Annotated in this window: 19 protein-coding genes; 4 read left to right on the forward strand and 15 right to left on the reverse strand. The window is 73.1% G+C overall.

Annotation, left to right across the window (positions count from 1 at the left end; genetic code table 11):
- Nucleotides 1-82 precede the first annotated feature (82 nt).
- Nucleotides 83-943: a 3-hydroxybutyryl-CoA dehydrogenase gene (locus ACGFNH_RS07255; protein WP_393652022.1), complete on the forward strand. Its 861-nt coding sequence runs from the start codon at nt 83-85 to the stop codon at nt 941-943.
- Nucleotides 944-1,468: 525 nt separating this feature from the next.
- Nucleotides 1,469-4,588 (forward strand): AAA family ATPase, encoded by a 3,120-nt coding sequence (locus ACGFNH_RS07260; protein ID WP_393652023.1) that lies wholly within the window; start codon nt 1,469-1,471, stop codon nt 4,586-4,588.
- Nucleotides 4,589-5,014: 426 nt separating this feature from the next.
- On the opposite strand, the gene ACGFNH_RS07265 is transcribed toward ACGFNH_RS07260, so the two are convergent.
- The 8 genes from ACGFNH_RS07265 to infC all read right to left on the reverse strand — a co-directional run bounded on the left by ACGFNH_RS07265 (nt 5,015) and on the right by infC (nt 13,449).
- Nucleotides 5,015-5,689: a hypothetical protein gene (locus ACGFNH_RS07265; RefSeq protein WP_393652024.1), complete on the reverse strand. Its 675-nt coding sequence runs from the start codon at nt 5,687-5,689 to the stop codon at nt 5,015-5,017.
- Nucleotides 5,690-5,974: 285 nt separating this feature from the next.
- Nucleotides 5,975-8,503, reverse strand: a complete 2,529-nt coding sequence (gene pheT, locus ACGFNH_RS07270) for a phenylalanine--tRNA ligase subunit beta (protein WP_393652025.1) — start codon at nt 8,501-8,503, stop codon at nt 5,975-5,977.
- Nucleotides 8,503-9,624, reverse strand: a complete 1,122-nt coding sequence (gene pheS / locus ACGFNH_RS07275) for a phenylalanine--tRNA ligase subunit alpha (RefSeq protein ID WP_393652026.1) — start codon at nt 9,622-9,624, stop codon at nt 8,503-8,505. Before pheS ends, pheT begins: the two co-directional genes overlap by 1 nt.
- Nucleotides 9,625-9,802: 178 nt before the next feature.
- Nucleotides 9,803-10,936 carry a sensor histidine kinase gene (locus tag ACGFNH_RS07280; protein ID WP_393652027.1) on the reverse strand — a complete coding sequence of 378 codons (1,134 nt, stop codon included), beginning with the start codon at nt 10,934-10,936 and terminating at the stop codon, nt 9,803-9,805.
- Between the two features lie 42 nt (nt 10,937-10,978).
- The gene (locus ACGFNH_RS07285) at nt 10,979-11,833 is read right to left on the reverse strand and encodes a TrmH family RNA methyltransferase (RefSeq protein ID WP_393652028.1); all 855 of its coding nucleotides are present in this window, start codon (nt 11,831-11,833) and stop codon (nt 10,979-10,981) included.
- A gap of 172 nt (nt 11,834-12,005) precedes the next feature.
- Nucleotides 12,006-12,389 carry a 50S ribosomal protein L20 gene (gene rplT / locus ACGFNH_RS07290; RefSeq protein ID WP_055470307.1) on the reverse strand — a complete coding sequence of 128 codons (384 nt, stop codon included), beginning with the start codon at nt 12,387-12,389 and terminating at the stop codon, nt 12,006-12,008.
- 98 nt (nt 12,390-12,487) lie between these two features.
- Entirely contained in the window at nt 12,488-12,682 is a 195-nt protein-coding gene (gene rpmI, locus ACGFNH_RS07295) for a 50S ribosomal protein L35 (protein ID WP_393652029.1), read from the reverse strand.
- Between the two features lie 128 nt (nt 12,683-12,810).
- The gene (gene infC, locus ACGFNH_RS07300; RefSeq protein ID WP_393652245.1) at nt 12,811-13,449 is read right to left on the reverse strand and encodes a translation initiation factor IF-3; all 639 of its coding nucleotides are present in this window, start codon (nt 13,447-13,449) and stop codon (nt 12,811-12,813) included.
- 359 nt (nt 13,450-13,808) lie between these two features.
- Here infC and ACGFNH_RS07305 point away from each other — a divergent pair, with 359 nt between their 5' ends.
- Nucleotides 13,809-14,213 carry a DUF1844 domain-containing protein gene (locus ACGFNH_RS07305; protein WP_393652030.1) on the forward strand — a complete coding sequence of 135 codons (405 nt, stop codon included), beginning with the start codon at nt 13,809-13,811 and terminating at the stop codon, nt 14,211-14,213.
- A gap of 58 nt (nt 14,214-14,271) precedes the next feature.
- Here the strand turns inward: ACGFNH_RS07305 and ACGFNH_RS07310 are convergent, their stop codons facing one another.
- From ACGFNH_RS07310 to ACGFNH_RS07325, 4 genes are all read right to left on the reverse strand, one after another.
- Nucleotides 14,272-15,132 (reverse strand): MIP family channel protein, encoded by an 861-nt coding sequence (locus ACGFNH_RS07310; RefSeq protein ID WP_393652031.1) that lies wholly within the window; start codon nt 15,130-15,132, stop codon nt 14,272-14,274.
- A 57-nt stretch (nt 15,133-15,189) separates the two neighbouring features.
- Nucleotides 15,190-15,948, reverse strand: coding sequence for an SseB family protein (locus ACGFNH_RS07315; protein ID WP_393652032.1), 759 nt, complete (start codon nt 15,946-15,948; stop codon nt 15,190-15,192).
- A gap of 214 nt (nt 15,949-16,162) precedes the next feature.
- Complete coding sequence (mycP, locus tag ACGFNH_RS07320) at nt 16,163-17,431, reverse strand: type VII secretion-associated serine protease mycosin (RefSeq protein WP_393652033.1); 1,269 nt, start codon at nt 17,429-17,431, stop codon at nt 16,163-16,165.
- Nucleotides 17,428-18,189 (reverse strand): hypothetical protein, encoded by a 762-nt coding sequence (locus tag ACGFNH_RS07325; RefSeq protein WP_393652034.1) that lies wholly within the window; start codon nt 18,187-18,189, stop codon nt 17,428-17,430. Before ACGFNH_RS07325 ends, mycP begins: the two co-directional genes overlap by 4 nt.
- 1,602 nt (nt 18,190-19,791) lie before the next feature.
- Here ACGFNH_RS07325 and ACGFNH_RS07330 point away from each other — a divergent pair.
- Nucleotides 19,792-21,012, forward strand: coding sequence for an amino acid deaminase/aldolase (locus ACGFNH_RS07330; protein ID WP_393652035.1), 1,221 nt, complete (start codon nt 19,792-19,794; stop codon nt 21,010-21,012).
- 242 nt (nt 21,013-21,254) lie between these two features.
- Here the strand turns inward: ACGFNH_RS07330 and ACGFNH_RS07335 are convergent, their stop codons facing one another.
- From ACGFNH_RS07335 to ACGFNH_RS07345, 3 genes are all read right to left on the reverse strand, one after another.
- Nucleotides 21,255-22,280 carry a DUF2510 domain-containing protein gene (locus ACGFNH_RS07335; RefSeq protein ID WP_393652036.1) on the reverse strand — a complete coding sequence of 342 codons (1,026 nt, stop codon included), beginning with the start codon at nt 22,278-22,280 and terminating at the stop codon, nt 21,255-21,257.
- A 167-nt stretch (nt 22,281-22,447) separates the two neighbouring features.
- The gene (locus ACGFNH_RS07340; RefSeq protein WP_393652037.1) at nt 22,448-23,239 is read right to left on the reverse strand and encodes a 3-oxoacyl-ACP reductase; all 792 of its coding nucleotides are present in this window, start codon (nt 23,237-23,239) and stop codon (nt 22,448-22,450) included.
- A complete protein-coding gene (locus ACGFNH_RS07345) occupies nt 23,236-24,606 on the reverse strand; it encodes an aldehyde dehydrogenase family protein (RefSeq protein WP_393652038.1) in 1,371 nt (456 codons plus the stop codon). Before ACGFNH_RS07345 ends, ACGFNH_RS07340 begins: the two co-directional genes overlap by 4 nt.
- Between the last annotated feature and the right edge of the window lie 75 nt (nt 24,607-24,681).

Here is a 24,681-nt window from a genome sequence, read left to right on the forward strand (position 1 = left end):
GCCCGCCCCGGGGCCCTCGGTACTCGCCCGTGCGGAGTAACGTCTGGGGCTGAAGCCGAAGAAGATCAGCGAAAGGCACGATGTGACCGACATCGAACGCGTCGGAGTGGTGGGCTGCGGCCAGATGGGCGCGGGTATCGCGGAGGTGTGCGCCCGTTCCGGTCTGGAGGTCATGGTCGCCGAGACCACCGGCGAGGCCTTGGAGATCGGCCGTACGCGGCTGACGAACTCCCTCGCCAAGGCGGCGGAGCGCGGCAAGATCACCGCGGAGGAGCGCGACGCGACGCTGGACCGGCTGAGCTTCACCACGGACCTCGGGGAGTTCGCCGACCGGGACGTGGTCGTCGAGGCGGTCGTCGAGAACGAGCAGGTCAAGACCGAGATCTTCCAGATCCTCGACCAGGTCGTCACTCGGCAGGACGCGATACTCGCCTCCAACACCTCCTCGATCCCGCTGGTCAAGCTCGCCGTGGCCACCTCCCGGCCCGACCAGGTCATCGGCGTCCACTTCTTCAACCCGGCTCCGGTGCAGCGGCTCGTCGAGCTCATTCCGGCGCTGACCACCTCCGACGAGACGATCGTGCGGGCGGAGAAGCTCGTCTCGGATCTGCTCGGCAAGCACGCGATCCGGGCGCAGGACCGCTCCGGCTTCGTGGTCAACGCGCTCCTGATCCCGTATCTGCTCTCCGCGATCCGGATGTTCGAGTCGGGCATCGCGAGCCGTGAGGACATCGACAACGGCATGGAGATGGGCTGCGCCCACCCCATGGGCCCGCTGAAGCTCTCCGACCTCATCGGCCTGGACACCGTGGCGTCGGTGGCCGACTCGATGTACGAGGAGTACAAGGAGCCGCTGTACGCCGCTCCCCCGCTGCTCCAGCGGATGGTCGACGCGGGGCGCCTGGGCCGCAAGTCGGGCTCGGGTTTCTACCTCTACGAGTAGCGGCCTGCGCGTAGCGGCGTCCGCGTAGCGGCGTCCGCGTAGCGGCGTCCGCGTAGCGGCGTCCGCGTAGCGGCCGATCGCGTAGCGGCGTCCGCGTAGCGGCGTCCGCGTAGCGGCGTCCGCGTAGCGGCCGATCGCGTAGCGGCGTCCGCGTAGCGGCCGATCGCGTAGCGGCGTCCGCGTAGCGGCCGATCGCGGAGCGCGGTCGGCCGGGTCGCCGTGCATCGGAGGGCGTGAGCCGCGGGCGGCCGCGGTCCCTTCGTCGTGAGCACGCCTCTCGCGGGAGGTCCTGGAGGACGCGACGGCCTCTCGTGTGCGCGCCGTCACAGGCGCGCACGGGCGTCCGGGAGGGCGTTGCGCACGGTGTGTGAGGGCGGGTTCGGGCGGTCCGGTGACCGGGCGTAAGGAGGGGCCGGCGCACCGCGGACCCGTCGATTCCGCAACACCTGGTGAACAGTCTCGCAAACGGGGCAACCCCGGCCTCCGAGCTGACGTCTGGCTCTCCGAAGACGGAGGTAACGCCGGATGAGCAGCAGGCATCCCACGGAACGCTCGGGCCGTGGCCACCCTGGCCACGCCGCACCGGGCGGGCTCTCTCCCTCCGGCCCGGACTGGCCGCTCGTCGGGCGTGAGGACGAGCTGGCACACCTCGACGCCGTGGCCGCGGAGGTACCGGCCACCGGCACGCGGGTGGTCCAGCTCGACGGGCGTGCGGGCAGCGGCAAGTCGGCGCTCCTGCACACCTGGCTCGACCGCGTCCAGGGGTTCCGGGTACTGCGGGTGCGGTGCCGGGAGCTGGAGCGCGACTTCGCCTTCGGCACGGTCCGGAGGCTGTTCCGCCCGCTCTTCGACCAGCCGGCGGGCGGCGAGAGCAGGTCGCTGCTGGAGGATGCGGAAGAGGCGGCGCTGGAGCTGCTGGACCCCGGGGCCGGGGCCGCGGGGCACGACCGGACCGGAGCCGGGTCCGAGGCGACGCAGGCCCGCTACGGTCTCGACACGCTCGTCTCCCGGCTGTCCCGGTCCCGGCCGCTGCTCCTGGCCGTCGACGACCTGCAGTGGATCGACCCTCCGTCGCTGCGCTGGCTGGTGGGTCTGGTCCACCGGGCGGACGACCGGCCGATCCTGATCGCCGTGACCACGCGCGGCGGCGACCGGGCCGCCACCGGCCCCCTCTACAACGAGCTCATCCACCCCTCGGTGTGTCACACCCTGGTCCTGGAGCCGCTCGGCCCGCGCAGCGTGGAGCGGCTCGTCGCGGCGGTGTTCGGCGTACCGGATCCCGACCCGTCCTTCTGCGCGGCCTGCCACGCCGCGACCGACGGCCATCCGCTGTTCCTGCGGGCGCTGTTGTGCGACGCGCAGCGCGGTGGCGTACGTCCGACCCGCGAGGAGCGGGAACGGATCCGTACCTTCGGACTCCCCACTCTCGCGCGGGAGATCAGGCACCGCCTCGGCCAGGGGTCGGACGACACGGCCCAACTGGCGCGCGGACTGGCGATTCTGGGCGACCGCAAGACGGCTGCGCTGCTCGCCGCGTACTGCGGTACGGGCGAGGCGGTGATCGGTTCGGCGGCGGCGCGGCTCCAGGCTTCGGGGCTGCTGCGCGACGGCGAGGAGATGCGCTTCGTCCACCCGGTCGTACGCGATGTGGTGCTGTCGGAGTGGACACCGCAGCAGGTCGGCGAGGCGCACGCGCGGGCGGCCCGTGTCCTGCACCTCAGCGGAGGACCCGAGGAGGAGGTGGCGGCGCATCTGCTGGCCGCGGGGCCCGTGCCGGGCCGGTGGGCCCTGCCGGTGCTGCGCCGCGCCGCCGACGACGCGCTGCGCCGGGGCGCGGCCGAGACGGCGGTGACGTATCTGCGCCACGCCGTGCACCAGCCCGACGAGGGCGCGGAGACCGCCCGGGTGCTGCTCGATCTCGCGGCGGCTGCCGGCTACTACGACCCCGCGCTGGCGGTGTCGTACGGCACGACGGCGCTGGAGTGCCTGACCGACGCCGCGGCCCGTAGCGAGGCCGTCGGCGTCCTGACGTTCTCGCATCTGCTCGCGCGCGCCGGACGGGGTCGGGCGACGGCGCTGGGGCGGCTGGCGCGGGAACTGCGGACGCTCGCGGAGTCGTCGTCCCTGAAGCGCGAATCCCGGCTCCGTATGCGGGCGTTGAGCTGGTGGCTGGAGTTCGAGCGCCCCTCGGTGGGCTCCACGGCCCCGCCGGCCGCTGCCCTGCCCTCCGCGGACTCGGACTCGGGCATGGATACGGACACGGACACGGACGCGGATGCGGACACGGACACGGACACGGACACGGCGGAGGGTGCCGCGGAGCGTCAGGCCGTCGCGGCGGGCGGCCCCGGTGCACACGGCGGGCGCGCAGTTGTCCCGGCGGCGGGAGTCCGCGGCCGGATGGCCGAGCCCGCGGGGGTGACTCCCGCGGAACGGCAACTGCTGGCGATACGGGCCTTCGACACGCTCCGTGCGGCCGAACCCGCCGCGCACGTCGCGGAGTTGACGGACCGCGCCTCGGTGAACCTGCCCACGTTCTCGCACGGCCTCTTCCCCCTGCACTACACCGTCGCCCAGTCCCTGCTGTATCTGGACCGGCTGGACGACGCCGACGCCCTGTGCGACCGCCTCATGCGGGAGACCGCGGGGCAGGGCATGACACTGATGGCCTCGTCACTGCTCGTCTACCGCGCCGGAATCGCCCTGTGCCGGGGCGACATCGACCACGCCGCGGCGGCCGCCCGCGCCGCGCACGAACGGGCCCGGTCGGACGGTGAACTGCCCTTCAGGACGGCCCTGGACGCCATCATGATCGACGTTCACATCGAACGCGGGGACCTCACGGCCGCCGATCGGGTCGCGAGTGCACATGCCGCCGGGGACCCCGCCGACGTCTCGTGGGAATGGCCCCGCTTTCTGATGAGCCTGGCCTCCCTGCGCACGGCGCAGGGCGACAGCCGCGCGGGGTTGTCGCTGATGATGCAGTCCGGGCGCCACTGGGAGGCGGCGGGCACGGTCAACCCGGCGTTCGGCCCCTGGCGTTCGCGGGCGGCCCGCGCGCTGCTCACCATGGGGGCGCCTGCCGACGCACACGCCCTGATCGAACGCGAGCTGGATCTCGCCCGGCGCGCGGGGATCCCCCGCGGCCTCGGTGTGGCCCTGCGTGCCGCGGGCATGGCCTCCGGAGGAGGGCGGGGCCTGGAGCAACTGGCCGAGGCGGTCGGGGTGCTCGACGACACACCGGCGGACCTCGAACTCGCCCGCGCCCTTTACGCGTACGGGGGCGCGCTGCTCGCACGGGAGGACAGGAAGGGCGCGCGGACCGCCCTGCGGCGCGGACTGGACGTCGCGGTCCGCTCGGGCGCCGCGCTGCTGGCCGAACGCCTGCAGAAGCGGCTGCACGACGCCGGGGGGCGTGGCTCCTACCGCCCGGCGAAGGACGCCTCGCCGCTCACGGCCGGTGAGGAGCGGGTGGTGTCGATGGCCGTACAGGGGCTGAGCAACAGGGAGATCGCGGCGCACCTGTACGTGTCCCTGCGGACGGTGGAGACCCATCTGACCGGCGCATACCGCAAGTTGCGCATCCCGGGGCGCTCCGAACTCGCGCGGGCCATGGGCGACATGGCGGCACGTCGCCGTGCATGAGACGCGGCGGGCCGTCGGGGTCGGTGCCGGGTCTGCCCGGTCGCCGGTGCGCCGGTCCGCCAGTGCGCCGGTCCGCTGGTCGCCGGTCCGCCGGTGCGCCGGTCCGCCGGTCGCCGGTGCGCCGGTGCGCCGGTGCGCCGGGAACAGCGGCGCGCGCCGGGAACAGCGGCCGGCCCCCGCTCCCCCGGCGTCATGTGACCGGGAAAGCCGGGCCCCTGGTGCCTGGCTGGAGCCTCGGCTCAGCACTGCACCCTGAGGAGGTGGCCGTGCGGCCGGAGTCCCACGGGGGTTCACCGCGCCCACCGCGAGACGCCGGCGGCCCGACCGGGGTGAGAAGCCTCGGAGAGCCCAACTGCCCCGGACCGCAAGGGCGGTGATGGGGCAGAGGGTCGGCCAGGGGGCGCCAGGGTCGGGTCGGCAAGCCGTTCAGCCGTGGAGGGGTACGCGTACCCCGCCCGCTGCTCCGATCCCGCGCACCGCGGGCAGCAGCACCGTGCGGTGCGCGTGGAGTCCGGCCGCCGCTGCCGACTCGGAGGCGGCGACGACCGTGGTCCCCGACTCGGCCACCCTGCGGAGCCGGGACCAGACCCGATGACATCCGGTGGCGTCGAGCCCGTTGTCGGCGCCATCCACGACGACGGCGCCGGGCCCGCCGGCGACGGCGAGAGCCAGCGCGACCACCAACTGGTCGGCGGCGGACAGGTGTTCGTACCGCATGTGCGGCGACAGGGCGCCGTCCGCACCACCGTGCGCACACGCCTCGGCCATCGTGAGGCCCGTGACGGCGAGGGTGTCGTCACCAGCCTCGGCGAGCAGCTCCGCGACACGGGCCCGCGGGTCGGGTGCCTCCGCACCCTGGCAGCGTACGACGGCAATCCGGTGGCCGTCCCCGGCCGCCGCCGCGCCGTCCTGCGGCCAGGGCCGCTCCGCGAGCGCTGCCAGCAGCGCCGCACGTGTGGGGCCCGACGGGCCGATGACGGCGAGGAGTTCGCAGCGTGGGGCGCGCCGGGCGGTCTCGTCGACGGCGGTGGACGCGGAACCCTGGGGTCGGGCGCCGTCGCCGGCGCGGTACGTCGGGCGTCGTGATGTCGCTGCGGCCATGGCTGCCCTCTCCTCCAGCTGGGCGGTACGGCCCTACATCTACCAATCACGGCACGCCGGGAGGGGGCGGCGCTCCGGTGACCACCCCTCGCTCACCCGTGTGCCCACGGCGCGAGGCGCCCGGGTGGACGACGGACCCCCAACTGCCCGCGCCCGTGCGCCGATCCGCGGCCACGCGATGCCCGTACGACGCGGGGCGCACGGCATGACGCAGGGGCGCCCCCGGATGGCCGGGGGCGCCCCTGCGTCGTCTGTGCCTGTGTCGTCCGCGGGTCCGCGGGCCGACTACGCTCCGCGGAGTGCGGCGCCCGCCCGTTCGGCCGCGGCGGCCACGGCGGCATCGCGTGCCGCACTGGCTTCGTCCACCGTGAGCGTACGGTCGGGGGCCCGGAAGCGCAGCGCGTACGCCAGCGACTTCTTGCCCTCGCCGATCTGTTCACCGGTGAACACGTCGAACAGCCGCAGCGACTCCAGGAGTTCACCCGCGCCCGCGTGCAGTGCGGCCTCCACCTCGGACGCGGGGACGTCGGTGTCCACCACGAGCGCCACGTCCTGTGTAGCCACCGGGAAGGTGGACACGTACGGCGCCTGGACCGGGCCCGCGACTGCGCCCTCCAGGCGGTCGAGGTCCAGCTCCATCGCGCAGGTGCGCTCCGGAAGACCCAGCGCCTTGACCACGCGCGGGTGCAACTCGCCCGCGTAGCCCACGAGTCGAGTCCCGCCCTCGGCGGTCCGCACATGGAGCCCCGCACAGCGGCCCGGGTGCCATGGCCCGTACTGCGCCGCGCGCACGACGAGGTCCACTCCGGCTTCGCGGGCGACCGCACGGGCCGCCTCGACGGCGTCCGCCCACTCGGCCGGGCGGCCCTTGCTCCACCATCCTGCCTGCTCGCGGGCGCCGGCGAGGGCGACGGCGACATGCCGCGGCTGGCCGGGCAGCGCCGCGTTCAGTTCGGCGATCTCCTCGTCGGCGGGGCGCCGGTCGACGGCCGGGATCGCCGCCCGTACGGGCTCCTCACCGGCGTGGAAGACGAGCCCGGTCTCGAAGAGCGCCAGGTCGTGCGCGCCGCGCCCGTGGTTGCGCCGCAGCGCACCGAGCAGCCCGGGCAGCAGCGTGGTGCGCAGCGCGGGCTCCTCGTCCGAGAGCGGGTTGACGAGCGTGACGACGCGCCGGGAGGGGTCGTCCGCGCCGAGGCCGAGCTGGTCGAGGACCGCCACGCTGATGAACGGGTAGTTGGGGGCCTCGACATAGCCCGACCCGGCCAGCACGCGCCCGACACGGCGGTGCAGCCGCTGACGCTCGGTCAGACCACGGCCGGCGGGCGGCCGCGGCAGCGTGGAGGGCAGGTTCTCGTAGCCCTCGAGCCGGATGACCTCCTCCGCGAGATCGTTGGGGTCGCGGAGGTCGGGCCGCCAGCTCGGGGGCGTGACCTCGAGTTCGTCCTGCCCGGAGACGGAGCAGCCCACCTGCTGGAGGCGGCGGACGACGGTCTCGCGGCCGTAGGCGACACCGGCGACGCGGTCCGGGTGGTCGGCGGGGATCGTGATCGTCCGCGGCCCCGACGGGGTGACGACCTCGGTGACGCCCGCCTCGGCGGTACCGCCCGCGAGCAGCACCAGCAGATCGGCCGTCCGCTGCGCGGCCGCGGCCGCCGCCTCCGGGTCGACACCGCGCTCGAAGCGCCGGGACGCCTCGGAGGACAGCTTGTGGCGGCGGGAGGTACGGGCGATGGCGAGCGGGTCGAAGTGCGCGGCCTCGATGACGACATCGGTCGTGCCCCGGGCCTCCCCCGTCTCCGGGTCGGTGTCCGTGTCGGCGATCTCGGTGTTCGCACCGCCCATGACGCCCGCGAGTCCGATGGGCCCGGAGTTGTCGGTGATCACCAAGTCCTCGCGGTCCAGGGCCCGGTGGGCACCGTCGAGGGTGGTGAACTTCTCGCCCTGGATCGCGCGGCGCACGCCGATCGGCCCGTCGATCCGCGACCGGTCGTAGGCGTGCAGGGGCTGACCGAGCTCCAGCATCACGTAGTTGGTGATGTCGACGGCCAGTGAGATCGGCCGCATCCCGGCCTTCTGCAGCCGGCGCTGCAGCCAGATCGGGGAGCGCGCCTCCGGGTCGAGGCCGGTGACCGTACGGGCGGTGAAGCGGTCGCAGCCCTGCGGGTCCTCGATCTTGACCCGGTACCCGTACTCGTTGGGCGCCGGGACGTCGAGCAGCGCCGGGTCGCGCAGCGGCAGCCGGTAGGCGGTTGCGACCTCACGGGCCACGCCGCGCATTGACAGGCAGTAGCCACGGTCCGGCGTGACGGCGATGTCGAGGACCTCGTCGACGAGTTCGAGCAGCTCGATCGCGTCCGTGCCGACTTCGTGCTCCGGCGGGAGGACGATGATGCCGTCGTGGTCGTCCGACATGCCCAGCTCGGAGGCCGAGCAGATCATGCCTTCGGAGGTCCTGCCGTAGGTCTTGCGCGCGGAGATCTTGAAGTCACCGGCCAGGACGGCGCCGGGCAGGACCACGACGACCTTGTCGCCGACGGCGAAGTTCCGGGCGCCGCACACGATGTTCTGCGGCTCGCCGGTCCCATTGGCCGCCCCGACGTCGACGGTGCAGAAGCGGATGGGCTTCTTGAAGCCCTCCAACTCCTCGATGGTGAGCACCTGTCCGACGGCCAGGGGGCCCTTGAGGCCGGTGCCGAGCTGCTCGACGGTCTCCACCTCGAGCCCTGCGTCCACGAGCTTGGCCTGTACGTCACGGCCGGTCTCACCGGCCGGCAGGTCGACGTACTCCCGCAGCCAGGAAAGCGGGACCCGCATCAGATCTCCATCCCGAACGGCCTGGTGAAGCGCACGTCACCCTCGACCATGTCTCGCATGTCTTCGACGTTGTGGCGGAACATCAGCATCCGTTCGATGCCGAACCCGAAGGCGAATCCGCTGTACTTCTCCGGGTCCACGCCACAGGCGGTCAGCACCCGCGGGTTGACCATGCCGCAGCCGCCCAGCTCGATCCAGCCCTCACTGTTGCAGGTACGGCAGGGGCGGTCGGGGTTGCCCACCGACGCGCCGCGGCAGACGTAGCACTGCATGTCCATCTCGGCGGACGGCTCGGTGAAGGGGAAGAAGTTCGGCCGCAGCCGGGTCTTCGTGCCCTCGCCGAAGAGCGCCTGGACCATGTGGTCGAGGGTGCCCTTGAGGTCGGCCATGGTCAGGCCCTCGTCGATGGCGAGCAGCTCGACCTGGTGGAAGACCGGGGTGTGGGTGGCGTCCAGCTCATCCGTACGGAACACCCGGCCGGGGCACACCACGTAGACGGGCGGCTCGCGGTCGAGCATGGAGCGGACCTGGACCGGGGAGGTGTGGGTGCGCAGCACGACACCGGAGTCCGCGTCGGGGTCGGGGCCCCGGACGAAGAAGGTGTCCTGCATGGCGCGCGCCGGGTGGTCCGGCGGGAAGTTCAGGGCGTCGAAGTTGAACCACTCGGCCTCGGCCTCGGGGCCCTCGGCGACCTCGTAGCCCATGGCCACGAAGACGTCCTCGATGCGCTCCATCAGCGTGGTCAGCGGATGGCGGGCGCCGGCGGGGGTGCGGTCGTACGGCAGCGTGACGTCCACCGCCTCCTCGACCAGCACGCGCTCGTCGCGCTCGGCCTCCAGCTCCTCCTGGCGCTTCTTGAGGGCCTTGCCCACCTCGGCACGCGCACCGCCGACGCGCTTGCCCGCGTCCGCCTTGGCGTGCGGCGGCAGCGCCCCGATCTCGCGGTTGGCGAGGGCGAGCGGCGAGCGGTCGCCGGCGTGGGCGACCTTGACCTCGCGCAGGGCCTCCAGACCGTCTGCGGCGGCGATGGCGGCGAGCGCCTCGTCCCGCATGCGCGCGATCTTTTCCGGTTTCAGTGCCTCGACCTCGACAGGGTCGTACGACTTATTGGGTGCCGACATCTCTTCCCGTGTTTCCGATAGCTGCTGGCGCGGCCCGCGCTCGGTGGCAGGGCGGCCGAGATGGCCGAAGGTGCCAAAGGTCGAGTCTACGGGGCGCGAGGGGCCCGGGGCGCCCGCGGGCGGCTCAGCCCCACCCGTCGCCCACCGTCGCCCTGACAACGACGCTTCGCGACACCCTTTACTTCATAAAGGCGGGGGTGCCCACGGGCAACGTAAATCGGAACTGGGCGCCGCCGCCGGGAGCCCTTCCGACCTCGATCGTGCCGCCGTGGGCCTCGACGATGCCCTTGACGATGTAGAGGCCCAGGCCCGTGCCGCCGCGCTTGCTGCCCCGCCAGAAGCGGGTGAAGACGCGGTCCATCGACTCCTCGGGGATGCCGGGGCCTTCGTCTCTCACGGTGACGGCCGTTCCTTCCGTGTCCGCACGGGTGGGCAGGGGTGCCACCTCGATGGTGACCTTTCCCTCGCCGTGGCGCACGGCGTTTTCCAGGAGGTTGCCCAGCACCTGGTCGATCTTGTCGGGGTCGGCCCACAGGTCGGGCAGCTGGTGCGGCACATCCACGAGGAAGCGCTCCGGGCTGTGCCCGGCACCGGTCAACCCGGCCACGTGCCGCCGGACCGCGGCGACCATGTCGACGGGCTGGCGGCGGACCTCCAGGCGGCCCGAGTCGATGCGGGAGATGTCGAGCAGCTCGGCGATGAGCCGGGTGATGCGGCCCGCGTCGGCGTCGACGGTCTCCAGCATCAGCCGCTTCTGGTCGTCGGTGAAGCGCTCCCACTTGGCGAGCAGCGTCGCCGTGAAGCCCTTGACCGAGGTGAGCGGGGAGCGCAGCTCGTGCGCGACGGTGGCGATCAGCTCGGCGTGGCTGCGCTCCGTACGGCGCCGGGCCTCGGTGCCCCGCAGGGAGACCACCAGCCGGTGCACGGGTCCTGTGGGGCGGCTGCGGACGTAGCGTGCGGAGACCAGGACCTCACGGCCTCCGGGGAGGAGCAGATTGCGCTCCGGCTGACCGACGCGGATGGCCAGGCCCCCGTACGGGTCGGTGACCGTCCACCAGCGGCGGCCCTTCAGGTCCTCCAGCGGCAGTGCGCGCTCCACGGGCAGGCCGATCATGTCCTGCGCGCGGCGGGCGGTGATCCGGGCGGCGGCGGCGTTGAAACAGACGACGCGGCCGGTCTCGTCGGCCACGACCAGGCCGTCGGGCAGGTCGTCCGGGTGCAGGCCGGGGCCGGCGAATCCGTGGTCCCGGAAGGCTGGGCTGCCAGGGGCGGCGGCGCCCCGTGTGCACTGCCCGGACGTTCCGGTGTCCATGTCCCCCCACCCCCCTCTCGGCCCCCCGGGGCGGCAACCCTACTAGCTCTGGGTTACGGAGCGGCACCCTCCGGAAGCACGCTGCGCACGAGCGGAGGCGTAGAGGCATACGGCCGCGGCGGTCGCGAGGTTCAGGCTCTCGGCCTTTCCATGGATGGGAACGCGCACGACGGCGTCCGCCAGCGCGCGGGTCTCCTCCGGCAGCCCCCACGCCTCGTTGCCGAACACCCAGGCGGTGGGGCTGCCGAGGACGCCCTCGTCGAGCTCCGTGTCGAGGTCGCGGGTCCCCGCACCGTCCGCGGCCACGATCCGTACATCCGCGCCCAGCAGGCCGTCCACCACCTGCTCGACGGGTACGCCGACGGCGACGGGGAGGTGGAAGAGGCTGCCGACGGAGGCCCGTACGGCCTTGGGGTTGTAGAGGTCGACGGAGGCGTCGGTGAGCACCACGGCGTCGGCACCGGCGGCGTCGGCGCAACGCAGCACGGTCCCGGCGTTCCCGGGGTCGCGGACGTGGGCGAGAACGGCGACGAGCCGGGGCCGCGCGGCGAGGATCTCCGCGAAGGGCCGGTCCAGGAAGCGGCAGACGCCGACGAGTCCCTGGGGCGTGACGGTCTGCGAGATGTCGGCGATCACCGCGTCGTCGGCGAGATGGACACGCGCGCCCCGGTCGCGGGCGTCGGCGACGAGGTCCGCGTACCGCTCGGCGGATTCGGCCGTGGCAAAGAGCTCGGTCAGCGTGGGCTCGTCACCACTGCGGTGCCCGATGGCCTCCCGTACCGCCTGCGGCCCTTCGGCGAGGAACCGGCGCTCCTTGCCGCGGAAGTTCCGCCGGGCCAGCCGCTTGGCGGCGGCCACCCTCGGGGATCGCGGGGAGATCGGCTCGGGGGCGGCCATGCATCACCTTCGGTGGGTTCGGGGGCGGAAACGGCGTACGGGCGCGGGCATGCGACGCCCGGGCCGGGAACTCACGCAGTGCGGCACGGCCCGGAACTGCAGCCTCCGGACATGCGCGGACCCGCAGGCCACCGCGGGCCTGCGGGTCCGTATCAGCTCTCGGGCTGCCGGGTCAGGCGGCCTTCGGGGCGTTGACGTCGCTCGGCAGCGCCTTCTGCGCGACCTCGACGAGCGCCGCGAAGGCGGTGGCGTCGTTGACCGCGAGCTCGGCCAGGATCTTGCGGTCCACCTCGATGTTGGCGGCCTTCAGACCCTGGATGAAGCGGTTGTAGGTGATGCCGTTGGCGCGGGCAGCGGCGTTGATCCGCTGGATCCAGAGCTGACGGAAGTCGCCCTTGCGCTTCTTGCGGTCGTTGTAGTTGTAGACGAGGGAGTGGGTGACCTGCTCCTTCGCCTTGCGGTACAGGCGGGACCGCTGGCCGCGGTAGCCGCTGGCCTGCTCGAGGATCGCCCGGCGCTTCTTGTGGGCGTTGACTGCCCGCTTGACGCGTGCCACTTGTTAACTCCTTGTACGGGGCCGCGGTGAGAACTCACGCGGCCCGGGTCGAATGGGTCCCGGTCTCCGACGGCCGCCCCGGAAGCCGGGGCGTCACGTCACTTGCCGAGAAGCTTCTTGATCTTCTTGGCGTCACCCGGGGCCATCTCGGCGTTGCCGGAGAGGCGACGCGTCAGGCGGGACGACTTGTGCTCGAGCAGGTGGCGCTTGCCCGCGCGCTCGCGCAGGACCTTGCCGGAGCCGGTGACCTTGAAGCGCTTCCTGGCACCGCTGTGCGTCTTGTTCTTCGGCATAGCGCCTTACTCTCCTCGTCGATGGCGCTCCCCCGGATCCGGTGAGACCGGCACGCGGAAGCGTCAGGTGTTCGTTCGGTGTCCGGAGCGGGGCTCCGGGGCTCGGAGCGGATGCTCCGAGGTCACGCCTAGGCGGTCTCCTGAGTGTCCTCGGGAGCGGTCCTGCCCTCGACGCGTTCTGCCTTGCGGGCGGCGGCGGCCTCGCGGGCTTCTGCCATCGCCTCGGTCTTCTTCTTGTGCGGACCGAGGACCATGATCATGTTTCGGCCGTCCTGCTTCGGGTTGGACTCCACGAAGCCGAGCTCCTGGACGTCCTCCGCGAGCCTCTGCAGGAGCCGGTAGCCCAGCTCCGGGCGGCTCTGCTCGCGGCCGCGGAACATGATCGTGATCTTGACCTTGTCGCCCTGCTTGAGGAACCGGACGACGTGACCCTTTTTGGTGTCGTAGTCGTGCGGGTCGATCTTCGGCCGGAGCTTCATCTCCTTGATGACCGTGTGCGCCTGGTTCTTGCGCGCCTCACGGGCCTTCATGGCCGACTCGTACTTGAACTTCCCGTAGTCCATGAGCTTGCAGACAGGCGGGCGAGCGGTCGCCGCCACCTCGACGAGGTCGAGGTCGTACTCCTGGGCAAGCTCCAGTGCCTTGGCAAGCGGCACGATGCCGACCTGCTCACCACTGGGACCGACGAGTCGCACCTCGGGGACTCGGATCCGGTCGTTGATGCGGGGCTCGGCGCTGATGGGGCCTCCTCGGTTGCACCACGCGATTGCCTGGCGGACAGCCGCGTAACGTCTGTTTCTGTGGACCCCGCCCGCAGAACGCACAAACGCCCCGAACGGACACAGGCGGGGGCTCCTTGATCAACCGGGAGCACCGCCACGCTATTCCGCGGGGCGCATCGAGCGACGAGACATCGCCCTTGGCGGGACGAAGGACGCCGCTTGACCGGGTGACCCGCCGCCCCGAGGGCCGGCCAGGTGGGAGATCGGAGCCTCCACTTGCGGGCCGGGCACAGGCGTGTCCGGCCGGTCGTTCACCAAGCATACCAGCGTCCGGGTACCCCACCATCCACCTGTTCCCTGGCCATAGGCTGGGGGCTGCCGTCCAGCCGAAAGAAGTCCTGAGCATGAGCGACGCCACCCCGCAGCAGCCGTCATCCCAGCCGGAGGGCGGGACCCCCCGGCCCGAGGGGCAGGGCCCCGATTTCGACACCATGACACGCGACATCGCGGATGTCCCCGCCGTCGAGGTGATCACCACCGTTGCCGTGCACCTGATGAGTGCCGCCGCGGTCAACCTCGGGCTGGCCGAGGAGGGCGGTCAGCACAAGGACCTCGACGAGGCCCGGAAGCTGATCACCGCGCTGGCCGGTCTGGTCACGGCGAGCGCGACGGAGGTCGGCTCGTACCACGCCTCGCCGCTGCGGGATGGACTGAAGTCGCTCCAACTGGCCTTCCGCGAGGCGTCCGTGGTGCCGGACGAGCCGGGCAAGGGACCGGGCGAGCAGTTCACCGGCCCGGTCTACGGCTGACGCCCCCGGGCCCGGCCCCGTACGCCCTTCCGCTCCGTCCCGTACGCCCTGACGTCCCCTATGCCTTCGGCTTCGGCGTACCGGGCGTGCCCGGTGCCGTCCCGCCGGCTCCCGCTTCCGGAGAAGCGCCCGCGGCCGGGGGTTCGGCCGCCGCCGCCTCACCCGACGGCGCCCCTTCGGCCGGTCGGGTGAGCCCGAAGGTCTCGCCGCCGTGGGTGACCGCGTGGACGAGCGCGGCGATCACACCGCCCACCAGAGGCGCGATGAGGAAGAGCCACACCTGCGACAGGGGCGCGGAGCCCGCGAAGAGCGCCGGCCCGAGGCTGCGTACGGGGTTCACGGACGCGCCCGTGAGCGGGACGCCGATGAGCTGTACGAGGGCGAGCGTCAGGCCGATCGGCAGTGCCGCGAACCCGATGAGCACCAGGTCACGGGTCACCGCGAGATAGATGTAGACCAGCAGGAAGGTCATCAGGATCTCGGCGACGAAGGCGCCGAAGATGTTGATCCCCAGGGCCGAGCGGTAGCCGTAGCCGTTGGTGCCGAACGCACCGCTGACCTCGAGTCCCGGCACCTGCTTGGCCACGAGGAGGAGCAGCGCGGCGCCGACGATGGCGCCGAGCAGCTGCGCGATCCAGTACTCCACCGCCTTGCGGACGCTCAGGCGCTTGGCCATCAGCATGCCCAGCGTGACGGCCGGGTTGAGGTGGCAGCCCGAGATCGGCCCGAGCGCGTAGGCGAGTCCGAGCAGCACGAAGCCGAAGGCCAGCGCGATGCCGACGGTGCCGATGTACTCGGCGCCGAGTACGGCGGAACCGACCCCGAAGAACACGAGCAGCAGGGTCCCGAGGAATTCGGATACGACCGTGCGCGCATCGATTCCGCCGGGGAGGCCCACCGTGCGTGTCGTCGTGTCCATCTCGCCCTCCTCGCAAAGATCACTCAGGTTCTTTGCATTGTGGGGCGATACCGGACATCACGCCTGCCGGACGAAGAGGGGCTCCCCCGGGATCGCGGTGTCCGGCGGCAGCAGCGCCATGTCGAGGCCGCGGATGAGACGGGCCCTCAGAACGGTGTCGGCGGCGAGGGCCGAGGCGAGGCGTTGGGCGACCTCCGGTGCGGAGGCGTCGGCGGCGAGGGCGAGGGCGAGGGTGCCGTCGGCGTCGCCGCCCGGGGTGAGATGGGCGCGGACCACGGCGGGCTCCTCCGCCACCACGGCTCGTACGGCCTCGGCGACGGCCGGATCGGCCAGCGGGTCGGCGGTCGCGCGCCCTTCGGCGAGGGCGAGGAGGGCGGGACCGGTCAGCTCGTACGGGACGGGCCCGGCGAGGTCGAGGACGACGGTGTCGGCCTTCTCGTGGGCCGCGGCCTGCAACGCCTGATGGAGAGGTACGGCCACGGGCCGGGCCGCGGGATCCCAGCGCGCGAGGGATTCGGTGGAGGTGAAGGCGGGCAGTGCCCTGCGGCCACCGGGCCCCTTGAGAGTGGGTACCGCCATGTCGCTGCTCTTCTCGCGACGCAGCGGCTTCCCGGTCCCGGAGGGGGATTCGACCGTCTCCGTCTCGCCGAGGACGGCGACCACAGGCACGAGCAGCCGGGCACCCGGCAGCGCGGAGAGCACGCGCGGTTCCGCGGCGCGGTCCTCGCCGTACGCGGTGAGGGCCTCGGCAAGGCGGGGGTCGGCGGAGCCGTCGTCGTCGGAGAAGCCGGAGTCGGGGATGTTCTTGAGCGCCACGGACCGAGGGTATCCGGCGGGCCGCGGGCGGTCGCACCCGGTCAGGAAGCGGCGCATGCGTGGTGTGCGGGGGTGCGGTCGCGGGCGTCCGCCGTGTGCGGGACGTCGGACGCATCGTCCAACGGGCCCGGCGGGACGGGCCGTTGGCGCCATCGCCCGGGAGGTCCGGTCAGGCGGAGGGGGTCGGGCGGGTCGGGCGGAGGCGGTCGGGCGGTCAGGCGAGCGGGTAACGCGGGCGCCGCGCCGCGTGCCAGAGGGCGAACGCAGCCACCAGGAGCACCGCCCCCGCCGTGGCGGCCAGCACCGCGGGCCAGTCGAGGCCGTCCTCCTCCGGGCGGGCGTGGTCGGGTCCCGAACCGAAGTAGCGCTCCTCGTACGCCGCCGGAACCGGCTTCTGCGGCCGCGGCTCCAGCTTGCCCCCGGCCTTGATCGCCGCCGCCGGGTCCACGAGGCCGGCGCCGAGGTCGTCGTTGCGGCCGCCCTCGGGGGCGTCGCGCGCCGTGTCGGCGAGCAGCTTCTTGATCTGCACGGGGCTCAGGTCCGGGTGGGCCGAGCGGACGAGTGCGACCGCACCGGAGACGAAGGCCGCGGCGGCGCTGGTGCCCCACCCCTCGTAGTAGCGGCGGTCGGGGTCGGCGATCACGACGTCGACGCCGGGGGCGCAGACGGTGGCGTACCAGCGGCGGGTGGAGAACGGCGCGCGCGAGCCGAGGCGGTCGACGGCGGTCACGGCGATGACGCCGGGGTACGCGGCCGGGTACGAGGTGCGGTCGCCGTCCTCGCCGCCGTTGCCCGCCGAGGCGACCACCACGGACCCCTTGCTCAGGGCGTACTGGACGGCCGCGTCCTCCTGGGGCTCCGCGTGTGCCGACTTGCTGTCGTCGCCGAGGGAAAGGTTGATCACGTCGGCGCCGTGGTCGGCGGCCCAGCGGATCCCCTCCGCGAGGGCTCCGGCACGCGCGCCGCGGGCCTTCTTCCGTGCGGGGTCCCCGTCCTCGAGGATCACCCGGACCGGGAGGATCTTGGCTTCGGGCGCGACGCCGATCACCCCGTCCTCGCGGCCGGGGCCGTGCCCGTTGCCCGCGATGATCCCGGCCATGGCGGTCCCGTGGCGGGCCCAGGCGCGGTCGCCGCGTCCCGCTCCGAATCCCACGAGGTCCTTGGTGGCGAGGACTTGGCCCTCCAGGTCCGGGTGCCGGTCGTCGACACCGGTGTCCAGGACGGCGACGGTGATGCCATCGCCCTTCGTCGTACGCCAGGCGTCGTCGACGTGGAGAGCGTCGAGGGCCCACTCCTTGGCCCGTATGACGTCCGCGTGAGCGGTCGTGGCCGGGGCGAGCGCGAGTAGAGCGGCGGACGTGACGAGGGCGGCGGCCCGGAGGCCGGTGGCGCGGAGGGCGGAGGCGGTACGGGTGGTGGCGGTACGGGTGGTGGCGGTACGGGTGGTGGCCCGGCCCGGCGTTCGGGGCGTGCGGGACGTCATGAGGGTTCCTCCGTTGCCGCGGCGGTCGCGGCCTTGCGGAAGCCGCGTTCGACACGGTCCGCGAGACCGTCCGCGTCGTGTCCCAGGCCCGCCTGTCCCGGAGCCGATGTCGCGCCCCTGGCCACGGCGTCCGAAGCGGGCTGCGGATCGGTGACCTTGCGTCCGTCGGCGAAGCCGGTGACGGCGAAGGTGACGGCCGGGACGTCCGTCAGTACCCGCACCACCCAACTCGCCCGCTGCCCCTCGCCGAACCCGGCGGCCGCGGTGCCCTTCGCCGCGTACGAACGGGGCATCAGATCGCTGCGCTCGCCGAGCTTCTCGCTCGTGAACCGCTGGCGCAGCGCGCGCATCCCGGACGCGTCCGCCTTGGTGATCACGAGTCCGACGGTGGTCACGCTGCTGGTCGTCGCGTCGACATATGTGGCGCGCACCAGGCGCTTGCAGCCGACGGGCGAAAGCGCCTTGGTCAGCAGCGGGTCGAAAGCCCGCTTGCAGGTGGCGTCCGGGGCGACCGCGATGCGCGTCCACGTACGGTCCGCGCCGCCCGGGCCCGCGCCGTCCCCACGGACGGTGCGCGGGAAGAGTTCGTCGACGGGGACGCTGTGCCACAGGTCCCGCGCCGCGTGAAACGCCTCGCCCGCGGCCGGCGCCTCCTCGCCGTCCCCGGTGAGCCAGCTACCGGCGGCCGCACCACCGAGAAGCCCGAACCCGAGCACGAGGCACGCGGCTATCGCCGCGGCGCGGACGGGCGGCCGCATGCGCGCGAGGGGATTCGCGGGAACGGGTGCAGCCCAGGGGAAGCCACCGGTTCCCATGGGGGTGCCGGGGCCGCCTGGTCCGCCCTGAGGCGCGCCCCACGCGGGGACGGCCTGGGTCATGAAGTCCGAACCCGTCCCGTACCAGGCGGTGTCACCGTTGCGCGGGCCGGCGTGGTGGCCGGAGGTGCCGGAGGCCGCGCCCGGTCCGGAGGGCGGCTGCCCCGGGCCCCAGGTCCCGGTGGAGCCGGAACGGGCGGGGCGGGGCGGCTCGTTGGGGACGGGAGGTACCGACGGCGGTGCCGCCGGAGGGTCCGGGAAACGCCGTTCCCCGGCGGCCCGCGACGGAGACTGCGGGTGCCCGCCCGCCGCCGGGCTCCCCGGCTTCCGGGACTCCCCCGGCCGTTCGGCCGCGGCGGCCCGGCTCGGCCCGGCGGCTGCGGACGGCTGCGGCGCGGCAGGGGCTTGGGCCTGGGGCTGGGCCGCGGCCTGGGCCTGGGCCTGCGGAGGACCCCAGTCCGGCCGAGGCGGGGGCAGCGGACCGGCGTTCACCGGTGTGCGTACGGCGGGCGCACTGCCCGGACCTCCGGGCATACCGGACGTACTGGGCGCGCTGGGCGGAGTGGGCGCAGCGGGCGCGCTGGGCGCGGCGGGGCGCGAACTGCCGTGGGGCGCCGGGGGTTGGGGCGGATCCCAGCTCGGGCGGTGTTGCGGCGGCACGTTGAGCGCGGGGGGCGCGGAGAGACCCCGCGGTTCGGATGGCCTCGGCGCCGCGTCCGCCCCGGGGGCCCTGTCGAACGGCGACGGGGCGGCGTGACCGGCACCCGGCACGGACGCGGACACGCGCCCGCCGGTGGCGGAAGGCGTGGGCGCCGGTGCCGACGGCAGCGACGGTGACGACGGTCGCGCCGGCGGGGTCGTCCGAGGTTGCTCGGGCGGCAGCGGCACGGAAACCGGCCCCGTACGCATCGGCGCCGGCGCTGATGCCGCGGGCGCCGCACTCGCGTTCGTGGACGCCGTACTCGACGTCGCGGGCGCCGCACCCGATGCCGAGGGCGCAGTACATGATGCCGAGGCCGTCGCACCGGTCGTCGCGGATGCGCCCCGCGGCGACGCATCCTGCGCGCCCCCCGGCCCCGCACCCGGGAACGTTTCGGCGGTACCCGTCGTGGCACCTGCCACACCACCCGGCATACGGAGATCCCCTGCATCCGCGGCCCATGGGCCCGCTCCGGGCACACCCGAACCCCGTGGACCCGCATCCGCAGCCCCGGGGTCCCCCGGAGTGGACGCCGTCCCGGAGCGGTCGGGGGACGTCGAGGCGCTCGCGGAGTGCGAGGGCGGATCGGACGGGCGGGGCGAAGCCGTACGCGGCGCTTCGGCGCTCATCCGCCCCCCTCGCCTTTGTTCGCCGTGCCGCCGATCGCCTTTCGGGGCAGGCCGATTGATATGTGGACAATCTCGCCGCAGGCCCGATCGAACCGCAAGCGTGCGCGTCACTCTACGGGCTGGTGAGGGCGGGTCGGCAACCCGACCGGAGACATGGCCGGTTTGCCCCGACACGGCCTCTACCCAGCGGTAACGGCGTTCTGGCAAGGTGGATTCATGTCAGCCCACGCCGCCCGGCCCTCGGCCGACCGTGCCCGCTACGACCGTGCGACCGCGCACCTCGACGCGCCACTCGCGATCGCCGACCTGACGGCCTTCGACGCCAACGCCGACGACCTCGTACGGCGTGCGCAGGGCAAGCCGATCCGCGTCGCGAGCAAGTCGGTGCGCTGCCGGGCGCTGATGGAGAGAGTGCTGGAGCGCGACGGCTTCTCCGGAATCATGTCCTTCACGCTCGCCGAGTCGCTGTGGCTGGCGCGTTCGGGGTTCGACGATGTCCTGCTCGCGTACCCGTCCGCGGACCGCGCGCACTTCGCGGAGCTGACCGGGGACCCGAAGCTCGCGGCGGCGGTCACCGTCGTCGTGGACGACCGGGCGCAGCTCGACCTCATCGATGCCGCGCGGCGCGACGGCGGAGGCGACGAGGAGGTGCGGGTCTGTCTGGAACTGGACACGGCCCTGCGTCTGCTGGGCGGACGGATCCGTGTCGGCGCGCGCCGCTCACCGCTCCGTACGCCGGGTCAACTCGCCGAGATAGCGGGCTCGATCGCCCGTCGGCCGGGTTTCCGCGTGGTCGGCCTGATGGCGTACGAGGGGCATGTGGCGGGCGTCGGTGACGCCGTCGCCGGACGGCCGCTGCGCTCGCGGGCGGTCCGGCTGATGCAGTCGGCGGCCCGGCGTGAGCTGGCGGCGCGGCGCGCGGAGACCGTGCGTGCCGTACGGGCCGTGGCGCCGGACCTGGAGTTCGTCAACGGCGGTGGCACGGGCAGCGTTCAGCACACCGCGGCGGAGGACGCGGTGACCGAGATCGCCGCGGGTTCGGGGCTGTTCGTGCCGCGCCTCTTCGACAACTACACGTCGTTCAACGGCCGTCCGGCGGCGCTGTTCGCCCAGCCGGTCGTCCGGCGTCCGGGCGTCGGCGTGGTCACGGTGCTGGGCGGCGGCTACCCGGCGTCGGGAGCCGCCGGTGCGGACCGGTTGCCGCAGCCGTACCTTCCGGAGGGGCTGCGGTACGACCCCCAGGAGGGTGCGGGCGAGGTGCAGACGCCGCTGCTGGGACATGCCGCGGACGATCTACTCATCGGTGACAAGGTGTGGTTCCGGCACGCGAAGGCCGGGGAGTTGTGCGAGCGCTTCGATGAACTGCAGCTCGTGGAGGGCGACCGGGTCGTGGGCACGGCGCCGACGTACCGGGGCGAGGGCCGTACGTTCCTCTGACCGACCGGAGCCCATGGACTCGCAGACGCGTCGTGGACCCGTAGACGCGTCGTGGATCCCTGGACTTGATGTCCTGTGTCCGCCGCCCGGCCCCGTACCGGACCCGATTCCCCCGAGCCGGGTCCGGCCTTGGTCCGTGGTCGTCGTCCCTGCGTGCATATGTGTGCCGTGCCCGGCCGCCGTTCCCGGCCGTTACGCACCCCCGTCGCGTGCCCGCGTCGCGTGCCCGCGGGCGGACTGCGTCAGGCCGCGGCGCCGCTCGTGTCGCGGCCGTCGTTCTCCAGCACTTCGATGCCCTCCATGATCCGGTCCATTTCGGTCAGCGGAGGGGCCTTCTCATTCACATCGAAACCGAAGCGGACCACCACGAACCGGTCCTTGTCCTTGGGCGAGGGGAAGGCGAGGGACTGGACGTACCCGTCGTCACCCTTCTTGGTCCCGACCCTCCAGCGGATCATGTAGCCCTTCTGCCCGGCGACGGTGACCTCTCCGGCCTTCATCTCCCGGTGCGAGGTGACACCGCCGTACATCTGCTTGCCGCTCTTCGGGTCCTTGCCGTAGGAGTCCTCGGCGTTCTTGGGAATGTCCTCCTTCGCCACGCCCTTGGCGGTCTTGGCGTCGTACCCCGTGGCCGGTCTGCTGAACGCGCCGCCGCGGACGCACTCCGTCTTGGGGTCGGCCGGGCACGGGTACGGGCCGACCGTCACGGCCGCGCCGCCCGAGCCGCTGCGGGCCGATTGCCAGCCGGCGAGCACGGGCACGGTGATGCCGTTGACCACATCGGGCGCGGCATCCGTGTCCGGGCCGGGATCCGGGGTGTCCGGAACGCTGTCACCTCCCCCGCCGCCGTTGCCCCCGTCATTGCCCCCGTTGCCGCCCTGGTCGTCGGGCTGTCCGGCGGTCGGGGTGGGCTGCGGACCTGCTTGGCCCCCGCCGTCCCCGTCGCCGTTCAAGGTCACGATGCCGGTGATGATGGCGGCCACCAGGACCGCCGCGGCACCCACGATCATGTACGTCTTGCCGCGCGAGCCGCCCTCGGCGGGGAACGGCGTGTAGGCCGGCATGCCGGTGCCGGGCGCGAACAGCTGCCCGGACGGCTGCGGCGGGCCGAAGCCGTGGTGGGACGGCGGTATTTGCGATGCCACCGCTCCCTGCGGCTCGCGGGTGTAATCGGTCCACGTGGAACCGTCCCAGAATCGCTCCAGGGCGGGGCCCTGGCTTACTTGCCCGGGGTCTGGATACCAGCCGGGCGGGGTCGTGATGCTCACGCCGTCACCTTAGGGGGAGCCTCCGCTTCCGTACACCGGTTCCCGCCGGTAAGGCAACCGGGCCGCGCGCGCGGCCCGGTTGCCCTGGTCGAGCGGCCTGGAGCGGAGGACATTCCGGGCGTGAACCAGCGGATTACGGACGGGAGTCTACGGATTCCGGACGGCTCCTAGAGGGGAGTCACGTAAGCGCCTGCGATACCGCCGTCGACGAGGAATTCGGAGGCGTTGATGAACGACGAGTCGTCGCTGGCGAGGAACGCCACCGCGGCGGCGATCTCGTCGGGCTCGGCGAAGCGTCCGGCGGGCACGTGCACCAGGCGGCGCGCGGCGCGCTCGGGGTCCTTGGCGAACAGCTCCTTGAGCAGCGGGGTGTTGACCGGCCCCGGGCAGAGCGCGTTCACCCGGATCCCCTCGCGGGCGAACTGCACACCCAGCTCCCGCGACATCGCCAGCACGCCGCCCTTGGACGCGGTGTAGCTGATCTGGGACGTCGCGGCGCCCATCTTCGCCACGAACGACGCGGTGTTGACGATGGAGCCTTTGCCCTGGCGCTGCATGTACGGGATGACGTGCTTGCAGCACAGGTAGACGGACGTCAGGTTGACCTCCTGCACGCGCTTCCACGCCTCGATGCCCGTGTCGAGGATCGAGTCGTCGTCGGGCGGGGAGATGCCGGCGTTGTTGAACGCGATGTCGATCGAGCCGTAGGTCTCGTACGCGGTCCGGTACAGCGCCTCGACCTGGTCGGAGTCGGTGACATCCACCTGGAAGAAGAGCCCGCCGACCTCGGCGGCCGCGGCCTTGCCCGCGCTCTCGTCGATGTCGGCGCACACGACGTTGGCGCCCTCGGAGGCGAAGCGGCGGGCGGTGGCCAGGCCGATGCCGCTGCCCGCCCCGGTGATGACGGCGGTGCGGCCGGTGAGGCGCCGGCACGTGGACGGTGTCTGCTCGGTCGTCACTTGCTCTCCTCGGTGCTGATGAACACGTTCTTGGTCTCGGTGAAGGCGGTGAGCGCCCCCGGACCCAGCTCGCGGCCGAGCCCGGACTGGCCGAAGCCGCCGAAGGGGGTCGAATAGCGCACGCTGCTGTGGGAGTTGACGGACAGGTTCCCGGCGGCGACGGCGCGGGAGACGCGGATGGCCCGCCCCACGTCGCGGGTCCACAGCGATCCGGACAGGCCGTACGGGGTGGCATTGGCGAGCCGTACGGCGTCGGCCTCGTCCTCGAAGGGCAGGACGACCGCGACGGGGCCGAAGATCTCCTCGACGGCGGCCGGGCCGCCGTCCCCGGCGGGCGCCAGGACGGTCGCCGGGTACCAGAAGCCCTTGCCCTCGGGGGCGTCGCCGCGGATGGCGGCGGGCGCGTCCTGCGGGACGAAGGACCGTACGCGCTCCCGCTGGGCGGCGGAGATGAGCGGGCCCATCTGTGTGGCCGGGTCGGCCGGGTCGCCCACGGTGAACGCCTTGACGGCGGGTTCGAGCAGTTCCATGAAGCGGTCGTAGGCGCTGCGCTGCACCAGGATGCGGGTGCGGGCGCAGCAGTCCTGACCGGTGTTGTCGAGGAAGGAGCCGGGGGCGGCCGCCGCGGCCTGCTCGATGTCGGCGTCGGCGAAGACGATGTTGGGGCTCTTGCCGCCGAGTTCGAGGGTCACGCGCTTCACGCTCGCCGCGCACTTGGCCATGATCTGCTTGCCGACGGCGGTGGAGCCGGTGAAGACGACCTTGGCCACACCGGGGTGCTCGACGAGGGCATTGCCGGCGACCGGGCCCTCGCCGGGCAGGACCTGGAAGAGGTCCTCGGGAAGCCCTGCCTCCAGGGCGAGTTCGGCCAGCCGGAGAGCGGTGAGCGGGGTGGTCTCGGCGGGCTTGAGAACCACGGCGTTGCCCGCCGCCAGCGCCGGTGCGGTGCCCCAGGCGGCGATCGGCATCGGGAAGTTCCACGGTGCGATGACCGCGACGACGCCGAGCGGCTCGTGGAAGGTCACGTTCAGGCCGCCGGCCACCGGGATCTGGCTGCCGTTCAGCCGCTCGATGCCGCCGGCCGCGTACTCCAGCAGGTCACGGGCGTTGCCCGCCTCCCAGCGGGCGTTGCCGACGGGGTGGCCCGCCTCGCGGACCTCCAGCCCGGCCAGTTCCTCGATGTGGTCGTCGACGACGGCCGCGAAGCGCCGCAGCAGCCGGGCACGGTCGGCGGGGGCCAGCGCGGCCCATCCGCGCTGGGCCGCGGCGGCGCGGGCCACCGCGGCGTCGACGTCCTGCGGGGTCGCCGCCGGAACGGTGGCGACGACCTCCTCGGTCGCCGGGTTCAGTACGTGAAGCTCGTGCAAGGTCTCTCCTGTGGTTCGCCCTCGCGGTGTGCCGCGGGCTGTCGCCGACCGCTCGCCGACGGGGGCTGTCGTCCT

Source organism: Streptomyces sp. NPDC048639 (assembly GCF_043199075.1).
Classification (GTDB): Bacteria; Actinomycetota; Actinomycetes; order Streptomycetales; family Streptomycetaceae; genus Streptomyces.